A 17,475-nucleotide genomic window follows, 5' to 3' on the forward strand; every position below is an offset into this window, starting at 1 on the left:
TATATGCCGGACAAGGTGTTTCAGACTTACGGAATTCACCGCTGGGGAACAGGAATGTTTGCCCGGCTGGAGAATGGGGATCTGGGCATCGTGAATCCTGCACGCCCTGATGCGCCACCTGCCAGCCTGCCCGAACTGCTGAACAATCTTGATGCGCGCGGTGTGCAGACACCCGTTCTGGTGCGCGTTGGTGCGTTTTTGCGCAGGCAGCTGGAATCGCTGAACGATGCTTTTGCGCAGGCCATCGCCGCAAATGGCTATCAGGCCCCCTATCGCGGGGTTTTCCCCATCAAGGTGAACCAACAGGCCGAAGTGATTGACCGTATCGTGGATTACGGGCGGCGCTACACATTCGGGTTGGAAGCGGGGTCCAAGCCCGAATTGATTCTGGCGTTGTCGCGGGATTTGCCCAAAGATGCACTGCTGATCTGTAACGGGATCAAGGATGCGGAATTCATCCGGCTTGGTATTCTGGCGCGCAAGGCGGGGATCAACTGCGTTCTGGTCATCGAAAGCCCCGCCGAGGCGGACACCGTCATTGCAGAAGCCAAACGTCTGGGCGAGAAACCCGCGCTTGGCGTGCGCATCAAGCTGACGCGGCGCGTTAGCGGCAACTGGGCCGACAGCTCGGGCGACCGGTCCACCTTCGGGCTGACCACCAAGGAAGTGGTCGACCTGATCGACAAATTGCGCGCAGAAGACATGCTGGATTGTCTGGTCTTGCAGCATTCGCATCTGGGGTCACAAGTGCCGCAGATGATGGATATTCGTCAGGCCGTGGACGAAGCGTGCCGTTTTTATACCGAACTGCGCCGCCTTGGTGTGCCGCTGACCTATCTGGATCTGGGAGGCGGGCTTGGCATTGATTACACCGGCGAGGCGCGCGCGACCGAAAACTCGGTCAATTACACGCTGGAAGAATACTGCGCCAATATTGTTGAAACCGTCAAATACCAGATGGACGAAGCGCAGGTGCCGCACCCCACACTGGTCACCGAATCCGGCCGTGCGATCGTGGCCCATTCGTCCATGCTGCTGTCTGACATTCTGGAAGCCAGCTATTTCGACCGGTCTGCGCCCATCACACCGGAAGAAGACGACCATCATATGCTGTCGGATATGGCGGCCATTGTGGGCTATCTGTCACCGCGCCGCATTCAGGAATGTCTGAACGATGCGGAATATTACCGCGAGGAATTGCGCGCCCTGTTCCGCCGCGGCGTCATCGGGATTGAGGAAGTCGCGCGCGCCGAACAGATTTTTCTGTATGTCATTGGCCGCATCAAGGATCTGGTCGCGCAAACACCTGATGTGCCGCAGGAAGTGCTGGAAGAACTGTCCGCGCACCGCGACATTTACCGCGCGAATTTCAGCCTTTTCCAGTCGCTGCCCGATGTGTGGGCGATTGACCAGTTAGTGCCCATCGCCCCCCTGCAACGCCTGAACGAGGCGCCGACCCGCCGCGCGGTATTGTCCGACATCACCTGTGACAGTGACGGCAAGATTGACCAGTTCGTTCTGGGCGACGGGATTGGAAACGCGCTGCCGGTCCATGAACTGCGCCCGAGCGAGCGGTATTTCATCGGCATTTTCCTTGTGGGTGCCTATCAGGAAACGCTGGGGGACCTGCACAACCTGTTTGGCGATACCAATGTCGTAACCGTGGATTTCAATGAAGATGGCGTGCTGGAATTGCAGCACGAAGTCGAAGGCGACACCGTGGCCGAGGTGATGGCCTATGTTGAATATGAACCCAAACAATGCCTTGATGCGTTCAAACGCATTGTGGAACGCGGCGTGCGCAATGGCACGCTGAACCCGTCGCAACGGCGCATGCTGATGGAAACCTATCGCCACGCCATCAATGGCTATACCTATTACGAACATGAGGAGCACACCCATGGCTGACAATAAGGACGTTCTGGTTATCGGCGCGGGCGGCGTCGCATCCGTAACCCTGCACAAGATGGCAATGAACCGCGACCTGTTCCCGGGCCGCATTGCCGTGGCCAGCCGCACGCTGTCGAAATGCGACGCGATTGCCGCATCCATCAAGGTCCGCACAGGTCAGGTGATTGAGACCTATCAGGTGGATGCCGATGATGTGGCCCAAACCGTTGCGTTGATTGAAACCGTGAAGCCCGCACTTCTGGTCAATCTGGCGCTGCCCTATCAGGATCTGGCGCTTATGGAAGCCTGCCTGAAAACCGGCGTGCATTATCTGGACACCGCGAATTATGAACCGCCAGAGGAAGCGAAGTTCGAATATTCGCACCAGTGGAAACTGCATGACCAGTTCAAACAAGCGGGGCTGATGGCCACGCTGGGTGTGGGGTTTGATCCGGGCGTAACCAGCATTTTTGCGGCCTATGTGCGCAAGCACCACCTGTCGGGCATTCGCCAGATTGATATTCTGGATTGCAATGGCGGTGATCACGGCCATCCGTTCGCGACCAATTTCAACCCCGAAATCAACATTCGCGAAGTGACCGCCGAGGTGAAGCACTGGGAAAATGGCGGCTGGGTCACCAGCCCCGCCATGTCCACCAAAGTGCCGTTCGATTTTGAAGCGGTTGGCGAAAAGAACATGTATCTGATGTATCACGAGGAATTGGAGTCGCTTGTGACCCATTTCCCCGAGATCGAGCGCGCGCGTTTCTGGATGACCTTCGGCGATGCCTATATCAACCACGTCACCGTGTTGCAGAATGTGGGCATGACCGGCATTGAACCGGTGGAGTATAACGGCCAGCAGATCATCCCGCTGCAATTCCTGAAATCCGTGCTGCCCAACCCCGGTGATCTGGGCGAACGCACCAAGGGAAAAACCAATATCGGCGATATCATCACCGGCCCAGCCAAGGACGGATCGGGCGAAAAGACCGTCTATATCTACAATATCTGCGATCACGAGGAATGCTTCCGCGAAGTGGGATCGCAAGCGGTCAGCTACACGACCGGCGTGCCTGCCATGATTGGCGCGGCGCTTATGCTGAATGGCACATGGTCCGGCGCGGGCGTGTTCAATACCGAACAGCTGGACCCCGACCCGTTCATGGACATGCTGAACCAGCACGGCCTGCCGTGGCAAATTACCGAATTGTCAGGGCCGGTTGATTTCTGATGGCAATGCAGACCCATGCGGGCGATCCGGGCGCGTTTCGGGAATTTGACCTGACGCGCGTTCCCTCCCCCTGCTTTGTCGTGGACGAGGCGCGGCTGGAGCAGAACCTGCAGGTTCTGGCCGATATTCAGGCACGTTCGGGCGCAACTGTTCTGTGCGCGCTCAAGGCGTTTTCGATGTGGTCGCTGGCCCCCTTGGTCAGCCGCTACCTGTCGGGCGTTTGCGCGTCCGGCCTGTGGGAAGCGCGCCTTGGGCGGGAACATTACGGCGGGATCGTGGAAACCTATTCGGCAGGCTACAAGCCCGATGAAATGGGGGAAATCATCGCGCTGTCGGACCATATCGTGTTCAACACCCCCGCAGCAAAAGACCGGTTTCTGCCAATGATCAAGGCAGCGGGCAAGGATGTGCATGTGGGCCTGCGTTTCAACCCCGGCCTGCCTATGGGGGATGACGCGAAATATGATCCTGCCGCCCCCGGTTCCCGCCTTGGCACCCCGCTGGACCGGCTTGACGCCACCGCGCTGGACGGCGTGGACGGGTTGCATATGCACACGCTGTGCGAACAGGATCTGGAACCCCTGCTAGCCATCTGGGACCATATCGCGCCGCGCATCCGCACCCTTGCCCCGCACCTGAAATGGATCAATTTCGGCGGCGGCCACCACATTACCCGCGCCGATTATGACCGCGAAGGGTTGATTGCCTTCCTGCAGCGCGTGACGGCCGAAACGGGCTTGCACTGCTATCTTGAACCGGGCGAAGCGGTTGCGCTGGATTGCGGCATTCTGGTTGGCGAAGTGCTGGATATTGTCGAAAATGACGGCCCGAACGCCATTCTGGACATTTCCGCCACCTGCCACATGCCCGACGTGATAGAGGCCCCCTACCGCCCTGCCCTGCTGGGTGAAGGGGGGGACACGCAGGTGCGACTTGGCGGGCCAAGCTGTCTGGCGGGTGATGTGATCGGGCGCTATGCGTTTCAGGAACTGCCGGACATTGGCACGCGCATCGCGTTTCTGGATCAGGCGCATTATTCGATGGTCAAAACCACCACCTTCAACGGGGTGCACCTGCCGTCCATCGCCATCTGGAACAGCACCACCGACGCGCTGCGCGTTGTGCGCCAGTTCGATTACACCGATTTCAAAGGCCGCCTGTCATGATCTTCCTGAACTCCGAACTGTCCGTCACCGAACGCAGCCCGAACGCGCGATTTCATGTCGTGCCGATGCCGCTGGAAAAAACCGTGTCCTACGGGTCCGGCACCGCTGACGGGCCTGCCGCGCTGATTGCGGCTTCAGATCAGTTGGAACGCCTGTGGCGCGGGTTTGAACCCTGCACAGCGGGCATTTGCACCACGCCCCCCATTGACTGTTCCGGCGCGCTGGACGTTGCATTGACCGCGCTTGCCACCCGCACCGAAGGGATTGCGCGCGCGGGGCAGGTTCCTGTTACGCTGGGCGGCGAGCACAGCCTGACATGGGCGGCTGTCATGGGCGTGAAGCGCGCGCTGGACCGGCCCATCGGCATTATCCAGATCGACGCACATGCAGACCTGCGCCGCGCCTATCAGGGGCTTCGCCATTCCCACGCATCGGTCATGCAACTGCTGACCGAGGAAGAAGGCCTGCCGCTGGCGCAATATGGCGTGCGTGCCCTGTGTGCCGAAGAAGTCGAGTGCCGCGCCCGCAACAATGTCGTGTTCATTGACGCCGAAGATCTGGTGACCGGCAATATCCATGATGTGACCCTGCCTGATGACTTCCCCGAAGATGTCTATGTCACCTTCGATGTGGACGGGCTGGATGCGGCCATCATGCCCGCCACCGGCACGCCTGTTCCCGGCGGTCTGGGGTATTATCAATCGCTGGCGCTGGTGCGCTCGGCCCTGAAGGGGCGGCGCTGTGTGGGCCTTGATGTGGTCGAACTGGCCCCTATTGATGGCGCCGATGTCTGGGACTTTACCGCCGCGCAACTGACCTATGCGCTGATCGGTATTGTGCTGCAAAACGAACAGGGCTGATCCACCATCACGCGCGCTTGCCCCGTGACGGGGATGAGGCGCTAAATATTGTGTCTTGGGCGTGACAATCCCGCTTGAACTGCCTATAACTGCGGCAGTCTAACAAGGATTTTCCTACATGTCTGCTGATGCCGTGAAGCGCGAAGAATATGGCGCCGATTCGATCAAGGTTCTCAAGGGGTTGGATGCCGTGCGCAAACGCCCCGGCATGTATATTGGCGACACCGATGACGGGTCCGGCCTGCATCACATGGTCTATGAAGTTGTCGATAACGGCATTGACGAGGCGCTGGCCGGCCATGCAGATTTCGTGAGTGTCACCATCCATGCCGACAATTCGGTATCTGTCATGGATAACGGCCGCGGCATTCCCACCGACATCCATGCCGAAGAAGGGGTTTCCGCCGCCGAGGTTATCATGACCCAGCTGCACGCGGGCGGCAAATTCGACAGCAATTCCTACAAGGTGTCGGGCGGTTTGCACGGTGTGGGGGTTTCGGTCGTCAACGCCCTGTCGGACTGGCTGGAACTGCGTGTCTGGCGCGCGGGCAAGGAACACATTGCGCGGTTTGAACGCGGCGACACAGTGCGCCATCTGGAAGTTGTGGGCGACGCGGGCAATAAAACCGGAACCGAAGTGCGGTTTCTGGCATCCACCGACACGTTTTCCAACCTTGAATACAGCTTCAAGACGCTTGAAAACCGGCTGCGCGAACTGGCTTTCCTGAATTCGGGTGTGCGCATCATTCTGGAAGATCACCGCCCGGCGGAAATGCTGCGCTCTGAACTGTTCTATGAAGGCGGCGTGCGCGAATTTGTCCGCCATCTGGACCGCTCCAAGTCGCCGGTCATGCCTGAACCCATCCATATTACCGGCGAACGCGACGATATCGGGGTGGAAGTCGCCATGTGGTGGAATGACAGCTACCATGAAACAGTGCTGCCCTTCACCAACAACATTCCGCAACGTGATGGCGGCAGCCATCTGGCGGGGTTTCGCGGCGCGCTGACACGCACGATCAACGCTTATGCGCAGTCCAGCGGCATCGCCAAGAAGGAAAAGATCAGCTTCACCGGCGATGATGCCCGCGAAGGACTGACCTGCGTGCTGTCGGTCAAGGTGCCGGACCCCAAATTCTCCAGCCAGACCAAAGACAAGCTGGTGTCCAGCGAAGTGCGCCCTGCCGTTGAATCGCTGGTCAATGAAAAGCTGGCGGAATGGTTCGAAGAAAACCCCGCGCATGCCAAGGCGATTGTTGGCAAGATCATCGAAGCCGCTTTTGCCCGCGAAGCGGCGCGCAAGGCCCGTGACCTGACCCGGCGCAAAACCGCGCTGGACGTGGCCAGCCTGCCCGGCAAACTGGCCGATTGTCAGGAACGCGACCCCGCCAAGTCCGAATTGTTTCTGGTCGAGGGGGACTCGGCTGGCGGTTCCGCCAAGCAGGGGCGAAGCCGTCAGAATCAGGCGGTGTTGCCGCTGCGGGGTAAAATCCTGAACGTGGAACGCGCCCGCTTTGACCGGATGCTGGGGTCACAGGAAATCGGCACGCTGATTACCGCGCTTGGCACCGGCATCGGGCGGGATGAATTCGACATTGCGAAGCTGCGTTATCACAAGATCATCATCATGACCGATGCGGATGTCGACGGCGCGCATATCCGCACGCTGTTGCTGACCTTCTTCTTCCGCCAGATGCCCGAACTGATTGAAGGCGGGTATCTGTATATTGCCGAACCACCGCTGTTCAAGGTCGCGCGCGGCAAGTCGGAAGTGTACCTGAAGGACAAGCCCGCGCTGGAAGATTACCTGATCGAACAGGGCGTCGATGGTGTCATATTGCGCCTTGCCACCGGCGAGGAAATCACCGGACAGGATCTGGCGCGCATTGTCAGTGAAGCGCGCGTCGTGCGCCGGTCGCTGGCGGCATTCCCCACGCATTACCCCCAACATATTCTGGAACAGGCCACGATTGCTGGCGCGCTGTTGCCCGAAGCACTGGCCAGTCACCCGCAGCAACTGGCGGACAGTGTTGCCAACCGGCTGGACCTGATTGCCGCTGAATACGAACGCGGCTGGCAGGGCCGCCCCACGCAGGATGGCGGTTTGCGCCTGTCGCGTGTGTTGCGCGGTGTGGAAGAAGTGCGCAGGCTGGACGGTGGCGTTCTGCGATCCGGCGAGGCCCGCAGGCTGGCCACGCATACCCAAGCGCTGCAGGATATTTACGGCCAGCCCGCAGAATTGCTGCGCCGCGACCGCAAACAGAAGATCTATGGCCCCGTCGACCTGCTGGACGCCATTCTGACCGAAGGGGAAAAGGGCCTGTCGCTGCAACGCTACAAGGGCTTGGGGGAAATGAACCCCGACCAGTTGTGGGAAACCACGCTGGACCCCGAAGCGCGCACCCTGTTGCAGGTCAAGATTGATGATCTGGCCGAAGCGGATGATATTTTCACCAAGCTGATGGGCGATGTGGTGGAACCCAGACGCGAATTTATCCAGCGCAACGCGCTAAGTGTTGAAAACCTTGACGCGTGACGTTTTGCCGGATTGAATGGATATGAAACAGGGGGCAGCAACGCCCCCTGTTTTATTTTACCGACTGCGCTTTAGAGCATGTTACTCAAAAGTGGGAACCGGTTTTGAGCTTCGCGAACATGCAAAACCAATAAGTTAGAGCATGTCGCGTGAATACGAATGAACGCGACATGCTCTAAATCACGATCGCATGGCTTGAAGCGCATCTTTCAAAGTTACCGCCCCGACCACCTTGCCTGCCTTATCGGCCACGGCAAGGCGCTGGTCCGGCGCATCCACAAGCTGTGTCAGCGCATCTTCTAGCAAGGTATCCGCAGGCAGGCTATTGCCGTTCTCAGGGGCATGGCCGGATGCCAGACTGCCCAGACGGATAACCCGCCCGCGATTGATATCCTTGATGAAATCCCTGATGTAGTCATCGGCAGGCTGCAAAACGATTTCCTGCGCGTCGCCTTGTTGCACCATCGCCCCGTCCCGCAATATGGCAATGTTGTCACCAAGGCGCAGCGCTTCATCCAGATCATGGGTGATAAAGATGATCGTCTTGTGCAGTTCGTTCTGCAATTCCAGCAGGATCGACTGCATGTCATAGCGGATCAACGGGTCCAGCGCGGAAAACGCCTCATCCATCAGCAGGATTTCCGCATCCGTGGCCAGTGCGCGCGCCAGCCCAACACGTTGCTGCATACCCCCGGACAGTTGCGCCGGATAATGGTCTTCATACCCGCTTAGTCCGACACGGTCGATCCAGTGACGGGCGCGTTTGCTGGCGTCCGCATCGCTTTTGCCCTGCACAACCAGACCATAGGCCACATTCTCGATGATCCTGCGATGCGGCAGCAGACCGAACTTCTGGAACACCATCGATGCCTTGAAGCGCCGCAAATCCTGTAGCTGGCTGTCGGACATGGACAGGACGTCTTCGCCATCGATCAGGATTTCGCCCGCTGTCGGTTCGATCAGGCGGTTGATGTGCCGTATCAATGTGGATTTGCCCGACCCTGACAGCCCCATAACCACCTGAATGCGCTTTTCAGGAATATCCAGCGACACATCCTGAATACCCAGAACATGATTGTGCTGGTCCAGAAGATCAGCCTTGGACAAGCCATCCTTGACCAATGGCAGCACCTTTTGGGGCGATCTGCCGAAAATTTTATACAGGTTGCGGATGCGAACCTTGGTCTCAGTCATGGCCATGCCCCTTGCGATGGGCCTGCAACCGCTTGCCATAGGTTTGCGACACGCGGTCAAATATAATGGCCAGCGCGACAATGGCCAGCCCGTTCATGACGCCCAGCGCCAGATACTGGTTCGAAATGGCCCGCAATACCGGCACGCCCAGCCCTTGCACCCCGATCATGGACGCAATCACCACCATCGCCAGCGCCATCATGATGGTCTGGTTCACACCTGCGAAAATGTTGGGCAGGGCCAGCGGCACCTGCACCCCCCACAGCTTCTGGCGCGGCGAGGCCCCGAACGCATCAGCGGCTTCCAGAATGTCCTTGTCCACCAGCCGGATCCCCAGATTGGTCAGGCGCACAATGGGCGGTATGGCATAGATGCACACGGCAATCAGGCCCGGCACCTTGCCGATGCCCAGCAACATGACAACAGGAATAAGATACACAAAGGACGGGATGGTTTGCATCACATCCAGAACCGGTGTGATGGCGGCCTGCATCCGGTCGGACCGCGCCATCAGAATGCCCACCGGAATGCCGATTGCGATGCACAGAAATGTTGCAACCGAAATGATTGCCAGTGTCGACATGGTATCTTCCCACATGCCGAAATACCCGATCACCACAAAGGCCAGCACCGATGCAACGGTAATTTTCCAACTGCGCGCCCCCGCATAGCACAAGCCCCCGATCACAATCAGGATGATCGGCCAGGGCGTGGCCAGAAGAAGGTTCTCGAACCAGACCAAAAACCGCAGCAAAGGGTGAAAAAAGGCTTCAAGCGTTTCCGCCCAGCTGCGCGTGAAGTCACGAAACGCCCCGTCAATGGACCGCCGCAGCGAGGCCAGTTCCCCGCGCGACAATGACGGAAATTCCCTGAAAAATTCCATTTATCTGTCCTTTGGTTCAGATATGCTGTCCCAATGCGTGAAAGGCCCGCAAAAAAATGCGGGCCTTCGCTTTTCGGGTTTCGCAGCGCGTTACAGCGCGCCCCGGATGCGGTCGGCAACTTCCTCGCTAACCCACTGGGTCCAGACGTCTTCATGTGTCAGCAAAAACTCGAATGCCGCATCTTCGCCAAGGGCCTGATTTTCGTTCATGAAAACAAGCATTTCATTCATCACATCGCCGGGGAATACGCGGTTTTCAAAATAGGAAGCCGCGGGCCCCGCCTTGTCCATGAACCCCGATGTCACAACGGTTTCCACCTCGGAGACGGTCCATGATGTGGGCTGCGGGTCCAGACAATCCTGTTCCGCCAGCGCGATGCACCCGTCCCAGTTCTCGGTGCCGGCCCATTCGGCCTCGAACGGCAAAAGAACCATGTCATACTTGCCGATCATCGATGTGGGCGCCCAGTAATAGCCAAACCATGGCATATCCCGTTCCGCCGCGCGGGCCATGGACCCGTCCAGCCCTGCCGCCGATCCGGGATCGACCAGACGCCAGCCCTTGTCTTCCATTTCAAAGGCACGGAACAGGTTGGCATTGACCAACTGACAGCCCCAACCGGCAGGGCACCCCACAAAGGCCCCCATGGATGGGTCTTCGGGATGCGGGAACAGGTCGGGACGTTCCAGCAGCTTTTCGACCGTGTCCAGTTCGGGGTGTTCTGCGTGGAATGCGGGCGTCACCCACCACCCTTCACCAAGGTCGGTGATGGGCGCGGGGTTCAGGGCCTGCAAGCTGCCTTCTTCCTTGGCGGCTTCCAGTGCAATGCGCACAGCATTGATCCACAATTCAGGCGCCACATCCGGCTGGCCACGCTCGCTCATGGACGCGAAGGTTGTTTCGGTTGCGCCGGGAACCAGCGTCACATCGCACCCGTAGCCTTCTTCAAGAATGATCGCGTCGACATTTGCCATCAACTCTGCCGAGGCCCAGTTCATTTCGGCAATCGACACGGCGCCGCATTCATCGGCGGCGGCTGCCTGCGTCATGGCTATGCTTAACGCCAGCGCACTGGCTGCGCCCAGAATTCCCGTTTTCATGATGTTCTCCCTGTTTCATTCGCATTTTTTGCTACATTGGGCCGGATCCTCCAGTAAATCTGGTGGCTTTGCCGTAGGGATTTGGCAAAAAGCGACACATCCGGCCCGCTAATGTCGCAAAAAGACCACATGACACCTGACTTGTAAAGCCGCATTGGCCACCAAATGAAACGGAAGGCATTGCACCAAGACCATGCCTGCACCGGAAATGATGCCACATCCCCCCTTGCCAGCCCGTATCGGGCCTGCGTTAATCGGACAGGGCAAATCAAAGGGGCAACATGGGCAGCGAACGCAAACGCATTTGGGGGTGGTGGGCATTCGACTGGGCGAACCAGCCCTATAACACGTTGCTGCTGACCTTCATTTTTGCCCCCTATTTCGCCGCATCGGTCGCGCCGGACCCGGTCAGCGGTCAGGCCATGTGGGGGTGGATGCTGGCAATATCAGGTCTGCTGACCGCGTTTTTCGCGCCCATCCTTGGGGCAATCGCGGACAATTCCGGCCGGAAACGGCTTTGGATACTGCTGTGGTCGCTGCTGTATGTTTCGGGGGCATCCGCGCTGTGGTGGGCCACGCCGGATGCCACGCAGGGCACAATCCTGCTGGTGCTGGTTGCCTTCGCCGTCGGTCTGGTGGGGTTGGAATACGGCATCGTTTTCACAAATTCAGTGCTGCCCAGTCTTGCGCCGCGCACAGAGTTGGGCCGCATATCCGGCACAGGCTGGGCGTTGGGCTATGTGGGGGGCCTGTTGTCACTGGCGGTCATGCTGGCGCTTCTGGCGGAAAACGATGCGGGCGTCACCATGCTGGGGATTGCGCCCTTGTTCGGTCTGGACCCGGACCTGCGCGAAGGCACGCGCGCGGTCGGGCCATTTGCGGCACTATGGTATATGGTTTTCGTGATCCCGTTTTTCCTGTGGGTCAAGGAACCACCCACCCCGCGCAAGGCCCCCGGCGCAGTGGCACGCGGTCTGCGCGAATTGAAGGGAACGCTGCGCGCCCTGCCCGTGCGGCGCAGTCTGTTTGCCTATCTGGGGTCATCAATGCTGTATCGGGACGCCCTGAACGGCATTTATGCCTTTGGCGGGATCTATGCTGCCGGTGTATTGCAATGGACCATCATCCAGATCGGCGTTTTCGGCATTCTGGCGGCGGCAGTGGGGGCAGTGGCCTGCTGGTTCGGGGGCAAACTGGATTCCCGCTTTGGCCCGAAGCCCGTCATTATCAGCTGCATTATCCTGTTGATTATCGTGTGCGCCATTCTTGTCAGCACAGACCGCAGCATGGTGCTGTTCATACCGGTCGAGGCGACCTCTCGGATGCCCGATATTATATTCTACATTTGCGGCGGGCTTATCGGCGCGGGCGGCGGCACGCTTCAGGCGGCATCGCGCACAATGCTGGTACGGCAAGCCAACCCCGAACGCATGACCGAAGGGTTCGGCCTGTATGCGCTGTCGGGCAAGGTGCTGTCCTTTATCGCGCCCGCGCTTATCGCGCTTGCCACCACATTGACCGACAACCAAAGACTTGGGGTCACCCCGTTAATAGGACTGTTCGCATTAGGGTTGGTCCTGCTAATATGGGTAAAGCCCGAAGGAGAGCCGGAGTTCGAATGCGCCTGATCATCCTGACCCTGTTACTGACTGTGGCCCCCGTTCTTGCCACGGCCCAATCGCTGGCCAACCAGATGTTTGGCGCGCATTCCATGCCGTCCCTGCAAGCGCCCGAAGCGATTGGATCTTACGCCAACGGATGCGCAGCGGGGTTGGTGCGACTGCCGGAAACGGGGCCGACATGGCAGGCGATGCGCCTGTCGCGCAACCGCAACTGGGGGCATCCTGACGCGATTTCCTATGTACAGGATCTGTCGCGCAAGGCTGTGCAAATCGGCTGGAACGGGCTGTATATCGGCGACATCAGCCAACCGCGCGGGGGGCCAATGACATCGGGCCATGCCAGCCACCAGATCGGGCTTGATATCGACATATGGATGCTGCCGCCCACGCGCCTGAACCTGTCGCGCAATGAACGCGAGAACCTTAGTTCGATTTCGGTGCGCACAAACGACCAACGCAGCGTCAATTCCAACTGGACACCTGCACATCATGAATTGCTGAAACAGGCGGCGCTTGATCCGCGTGTTGACCGTATTTTCGTGGCAGCCGCCGTCAAACTGGAAATGTGCAAAACCGCAACCCGCGCCGATACGGCATGGCTACAGAAAATCCGGCCCGCGGTCGGGCATAATTATCATTTTCATGTGCGCCTGTCATGCCCGCGCGGCAACCGCCATTGCGTGACCCAGACCCCCACAGTGGCGGAACTGTCCAAGGGCGGGAATGGTTGCGACGAAACGCTGGAATGGTGGGTGACCGATTTCCTGAACCCGCCACGGCGCGAACGCACTGAACCGCCCGCACCGCGCACACGCCATCCGCGCGAATTCACGATGGCGGACCTGCCAACACAGTGCCAGCAGGTTCTGGCGACACAATAAGCCGCCCCAGACTTGCCTTTTCGTGCCAGTGTCGCTATCTGGCGCAATGCCGGTTTCGGCACAAGTCTCCGCAACCTTGAAAAAAACGGAATACATCTTATGAATCGCGCCCATCTGCCCGGCATAATTGCCATGGCGGCGATCGTCGTCGCATCGAATATCCTTGTACAATTCCTGTTCGGAAACTGGCTGACATGGGGGGCATTCACCTACCCGCTGGCCTTTCTGGTGAATGACGTGATGAACCGCGTCTATGGCCCGCAGGCGGCACGCCGCGTGGTTTGGGTGGGCTTCGCGGTGGGCGTTGCCTGTTCGCTGATTGGCACCCAGATCATCGGGGAATACGGCCCGCTTGTCACATTGCGCATTGCACTGGGGTCGGGCATCGCATTCCTGACCGCACAACTGGTCGATGTGGCCATTTTCGACCGCCTGCGCGAAGACAAACACGGCGGCCCATGGTGGCGCGCACCGCTGGCATCCACACTTGTGGGGTCCACATTGGACACTGCCTTATTTTTCAGCATCGCGTTTTCGGCGACACTGGTGTTCATCGAACCTGCAAATGATGTGTCCTGGGCCGGTGAAATCCTGCCAATGCTGGGCTTTGGGCCTGAAGTGCCGCTTTGGGTTAGCCTTGCTGTCGCAGATTGGGGCGTAAAGCTGACACTGGCCTTGCTGGCTTTGGTGCCATTCAGACTGATTGTCAGAAAAAAAACGCTACCTGTCGCATAATTTCTTTTGACAAACACAAAATATGTGCCACCATCCTTAATAACAGCAACCAAATGAAAGGAGGTGGTCCAGTGTCTAGAGTGATGTTGGAGAGAGGTGCAAAGACAGTCAAAGGGGGCAAAACCTGACGGCAGCCCTGATGGGGACACCCTTTTGATTGGGCCAGTGCTCTAACTTGGCTCCATCTCCTGAAGCTCGTTTAGGGCCGCCTTCTTTCAGGCGGCCCTTTCGATTCACCCGTGCTTTTGAACTGACAGACCCATGCGCATAAATGACGACATCACCTTGCAGGATTGGGAACTGACGGAAGCGTTTACCCGTTCATCCGGACCCGGCGGACAAAACGTCAACAAAGTGTCCAGCGCCGTCGAATTGCGGTTCGAGGCGGAGCGCAGCCCGAACCTGCCTGCGCCGGTCAAAACGCGGCTGAAACGGCTGGCGGGGCGGCGCTGGACGCAGGATGGCGCGCTTGTCTTGCGTGTCGAGGAAACGCGCTCACAGGCGCGAAATCGCGAAATTGCACGCGAACGACTGGCCGAGTTGGTACGGCAGGCCCTGATGCGCCCGAAACCGCGCATAAGAACCCGCCCGACACTGGCCAGCAAACGGCGCAGGCTTGAATCCAAGGCCCATCGCGCCGATATCAAGGCCTTGCGCAGCGCACCAAAACCGGACTAGCGTGGCTGGCTTCGCTGTAATTTTCATGTTCAGGTTACATTTGCCTGTCATCTTCCATAACAGGAGCTTGCTTTCGTGAACGCTGCGGCCATGTCCAGAATCCTGCTGAACCTGATCGCAGATCAGGTGCGCCCTGCATTCGTGCAGACGGCCGCGTTATGTCTGCGCGACGGGCCCGCGGGACGCGAGGTGTTGCTGGTCCAGACATTGCGCCTGCGCCAATGGGTCATTCCCAAAGGGTGGCCGATGAAGGGCAAATCACTGGCCCAGGCCGCCGCGATCGAGGCATGGGAAGAAGCCGGCGTCCGCGGGACGGTTTCCGACGACCCGATCGGCGCCTTCACCTATACGAAAATCAAGAAAAGCGGTCTGCCTGTCAGCTGCCGTGCCCAGATATTCCGGCTGGATGTCAAGACGATTGCCGACACATATCCCGAAGCCCACAAACGCAACCGGCAATGGTTTTCCATTGAAAAGGCCGCGCAGATCGTCCGCGACCCCGAGGTCCAGATGCTGCTGGAAAGTTTACAGGCAAATTAGCCACGGATTACGATCCATGTTGTCGCACACCACGAATCCTGATACCGCCCGTCACGTCATAAAGTTGTTACAAACAGGTATTCGCAGTGTCCAACCTTTCCGAGAAGTCATGGAAGACGCTTAACAAGGATCTGGCGCGCCTTTCCGCAATGGAACGCGCGATGGCCTACTCCGCGCGCCCGCTGGTCGCGCCCGGCCTTGCACTGGCATTCATGGTTGTAACGGGGCTGGCAGTCGCGGCGTTTATCGGGTTTGAACCACTGGGCCTGATCGTCATCGCAGCCGCGATTATCGGGGCCTATATGGCCATCAATATCGGTGCGAATGACGTTGCCAACAATATGGGGCCATCGGTCGGTGCGCGCGCATTGACCATTGGGACTGCGTTGATTGTTGCGGCTATTTGCGAAACAGCGGGCGCCCTGATTGCGGGGGGCGATGTCGTCAACACAGTGTCGCGCGGGATTATCGCGCCTGAATCAGTGGCCGAAACGCAAGTGTTTATCTGGGCCATGATGGCAGCCCTTCTGGCGGGCGCTTTGTGGATCAATCTTGCCACATGGATCGGCGCCCCCGTGTCGACCACGCATTCGATTGTTGGCGGTGTCATGGGCGCAGGTATCGCGGCAGCAGGCTTTGCCGCAGTGAACTGGCCCATGATGGCGCGAATTGCGGCAAGCTGGGTCATCTCGCCAGTGTTGGGCGGGATCTTCGCGGCGATTTTTCTGGCCATCATCAAGTCACGGATCATCTATCGTCCGGACATGATTCAGGCAGCGCGCTATTGGGTGCCCATACTGATCGGCATCATGGGCGGGTGTTTCACAACCTATCTGGCGCTGAAAGGCGTGAACAGGATCATCCGGATCGATTTTGGCACGGCCGTCGCCATGGGCGTGATCTTCGGGACAGTCCTGACATTTCTGATGCGTCCGGTCATCCGCCGCCAAAGCGAGGGCATGGAGAACCGCAAGAAATCACTGAAAATCCTGTTCAACATTCCGCTGATCTTCTCGGCGGCACTGTTGTCATTTGCGCATGGGGCGAATGATGTGGCAAATGCCATCGGTCCGGTTGCGGCCATTGTGCATGCCGTGCAGGGCGGCGGAGCCTCCGACAGTGTGGGCATTCCGCTTTGGGTCATGCTGATCGGCGGGATCGGCCTGTCGGTCGGGTTGCTGTTGTTTGGTCCGAAACTGATTAACCTTGTCGGCAGCGAAATCACGCGCCTGAACGCCATGCGCGCCTATTGCGTGTCACTTGCTGCGGCGATCACTGTCATCTTTGCATCATGGCTGGGCCTGCCGGTCAGTTCCACACATATCGCCATCGGGGCAATATTCGGGGTGGGTTTCTTTCGGGAATGGTATCATGAACGCGTTCTGAATGAACGCCGTGTGGACACCACCACCCCTGTCGAAGTGCGCAAGCGCAAGAAAGTCGTGCGCCGTGCGCATTTCCTGACTATCCTTGCAGCGTGGATTGTCACGGTTCCATCTGCGGCGGTGCTGTCTGCGGCACTGTTCTACCTGATGAATCTGATATCCTATTAACGCCCCCATGCGACGCCGCCGTATCACCAATATTTGCCGGTGACGCCCGTCCTGCGCAGGCCGTCATGGGCGGGTTCATCTTGCGGTCCACCTGATCTTGCGTGATCATGCACCGACAACCATGCATGCAGGGGGGCAGATTGCCTATGTCCAGTTTCACGACGCGGCCCGAGATTACCGGCACATTCGGCGTTGTCACATCGACGCACTGGATTGCATCCAGCGTGGGAATGGCGATGCTGGAACGCGGCGGAAATGCATTTGACGCGGCAGTGGCTGCGGGGCTGGTGCTGCAAGTGGTGGAACCGCATCTGAACGGGCCAGCGGGTGAATTGCCCGCAATCCTTTGGTCAGCCAAAACACAACAGACCGAGGTGATAAACGCCCAAGGCCCCGCCCCCGCCGGTGCGACAATCGCGCATTACCGTGCACAGGGCTTGCGCCATGTCCCCGGTGACGGGTTGCTGTCCACAGTCATTCCCGGCGCATGGGATGGCTGGATGCTGATGTTGCGCGATTACGGGCGGCTGCCTTTGCGCGATGTTCTTGAACCGGCGATCCATTATTGCAGCGCCGGTCACCCCTGTCTGCCGCGCGTGGCC

Annotated in this window: 15 protein-coding genes; 12 read left to right on the top strand and 3 right to left on the bottom strand. The window is 58.8% G+C overall.

Annotation, left to right across the window (positions count from 1 at the left end; translation table 11 throughout):
- The first annotated feature begins 3 nt into the window (after window positions 1–3).
- From speA to gyrB, 5 genes are all read left to right on the top strand, one after another.
- Window positions 4–1,908 (top strand): biosynthetic arginine decarboxylase, encoded by a 1,905-nt coding sequence (gene speA / locus ACTIE1_RS03570; RefSeq protein ID WP_439561885.1) that lies wholly within the window; start codon window positions 4–6, stop codon window positions 1,906–1,908.
- A complete protein-coding gene (locus ACTIE1_RS03575) occupies window positions 1,901–3,124 on the top strand; it encodes a saccharopine dehydrogenase C-terminal domain-containing protein (RefSeq protein ID WP_439561714.1) in 1,224 nt (407 codons plus the stop codon). The genes speA and ACTIE1_RS03575 overlap by 8 nt, the downstream gene beginning before the upstream one ends.
- The gene (locus tag ACTIE1_RS03580) at window positions 3,124–4,290 is read left to right on the top strand and encodes a carboxynorspermidine decarboxylase (protein ID WP_439561715.1); all 1,167 of its coding nucleotides are present in this window, start codon (window positions 3,124–3,126) and stop codon (window positions 4,288–4,290) included. Before ACTIE1_RS03575 ends, ACTIE1_RS03580 begins: the two co-directional genes overlap by 1 nt.
- Complete coding sequence (speB, locus tag ACTIE1_RS03585; protein ID WP_439561716.1) at window positions 4,287–5,150, top strand: agmatinase; 864 nt, start codon at window positions 4,287–4,289, stop codon at window positions 5,148–5,150. Before ACTIE1_RS03580 ends, speB begins: the two co-directional genes overlap by 4 nt.
- A gap of 118 nt (window positions 5,151–5,268) precedes the next feature.
- On the top strand, window positions 5,269–7,686 hold the full coding sequence (gyrB, locus tag ACTIE1_RS03590) for a DNA topoisomerase (ATP-hydrolyzing) subunit B (protein ID WP_439561717.1): 2,418 nt from the start codon (window positions 5,269–5,271) through the stop codon (window positions 7,684–7,686).
- A gap of 180 nt (window positions 7,687–7,866) precedes the next feature.
- Here gyrB and ACTIE1_RS03595 read toward each other — a convergent pair whose 3' ends face one another.
- The 3 genes from ACTIE1_RS03595 to ACTIE1_RS03605 all read right to left on the bottom strand — a co-directional run bounded on the left by ACTIE1_RS03595 (window position 7,867) and on the right by ACTIE1_RS03605 (window position 10,864).
- Window positions 7,867–8,880, bottom strand: coding sequence for a quaternary amine ABC transporter ATP-binding protein (locus tag ACTIE1_RS03595; RefSeq protein WP_439561718.1), 1,014 nt, complete (start codon window positions 8,878–8,880; stop codon window positions 7,867–7,869).
- Window positions 8,873–9,763 carry an ABC transporter permease gene (locus tag ACTIE1_RS03600; RefSeq protein ID WP_439561719.1) on the bottom strand — a complete coding sequence of 297 codons (891 nt, stop codon included), beginning with the start codon at window positions 9,761–9,763 and terminating at the stop codon, window positions 8,873–8,875. Before ACTIE1_RS03600 ends, ACTIE1_RS03595 begins: the two co-directional genes overlap by 8 nt.
- A gap of 90 nt (window positions 9,764–9,853) precedes the next feature.
- A complete protein-coding gene (locus tag ACTIE1_RS03605) occupies window positions 9,854–10,864 on the bottom strand; it encodes a glycine betaine ABC transporter substrate-binding protein (protein WP_439561720.1) in 1,011 nt (336 codons plus the stop codon).
- Window positions 10,865–11,145: 281 nt separating this feature from the next.
- On the opposite strand from ACTIE1_RS03605, the gene ACTIE1_RS03610 reads away from it, so the two are divergent.
- From ACTIE1_RS03610 to ACTIE1_RS03640, 7 genes are all read left to right on the top strand, one after another.
- Window positions 11,146–12,492, top strand: coding sequence for an MFS transporter (locus ACTIE1_RS03610; RefSeq protein WP_439561721.1), 1,347 nt, complete (start codon window positions 11,146–11,148; stop codon window positions 12,490–12,492).
- On the top strand, window positions 12,483–13,367 hold the full coding sequence (gene mepA, locus ACTIE1_RS03615) for a penicillin-insensitive murein endopeptidase (RefSeq protein WP_439561722.1): 885 nt from the start codon (window positions 12,483–12,485) through the stop codon (window positions 13,365–13,367). The genes ACTIE1_RS03610 and mepA overlap by 10 nt, the downstream gene beginning before the upstream one ends.
- Before the next feature lie 99 nt (window positions 13,368–13,466).
- The gene (locus ACTIE1_RS03620; RefSeq protein ID WP_439561723.1) at window positions 13,467–14,102 is read left to right on the top strand and encodes a queuosine precursor transporter; all 636 of its coding nucleotides are present in this window, start codon (window positions 13,467–13,469) and stop codon (window positions 14,100–14,102) included.
- A gap of 261 nt (window positions 14,103–14,363) precedes the next feature.
- Window positions 14,364–14,780, top strand: a complete 417-nt coding sequence (gene arfB, locus ACTIE1_RS03625) for an alternative ribosome rescue aminoacyl-tRNA hydrolase ArfB (RefSeq protein ID WP_439561724.1) — start codon at window positions 14,364–14,366, stop codon at window positions 14,778–14,780.
- Between the two features lie 90 nt (window positions 14,781–14,870).
- Window positions 14,871–15,320: an NUDIX hydrolase gene (locus ACTIE1_RS03630; protein WP_439561725.1), complete on the top strand. Its 450-nt coding sequence runs from the start codon at window positions 14,871–14,873 to the stop codon at window positions 15,318–15,320.
- Between the two features lie 149 nt (window positions 15,321–15,469).
- Window positions 15,470–16,873 (top strand): inorganic phosphate transporter, encoded by a 1,404-nt coding sequence (locus ACTIE1_RS03635; protein WP_439561886.1) that lies wholly within the window; start codon window positions 15,470–15,472, stop codon window positions 16,871–16,873.
- A 146-nt stretch (window positions 16,874–17,019) separates the two neighbouring features.
- On the top strand, window positions 17,020–17,475 hold a 456-nt coding region (locus tag ACTIE1_RS03640), incomplete at its 3' end, for a gamma-glutamyltransferase (RefSeq protein WP_439563261.1).

The organism is Roseinatronobacter sp., assembly GCF_051859525.1.
Classification (GTDB): domain Bacteria; phylum Pseudomonadota; class Alphaproteobacteria; order Rhodobacterales; family Rhodobacteraceae; genus Roseinatronobacter.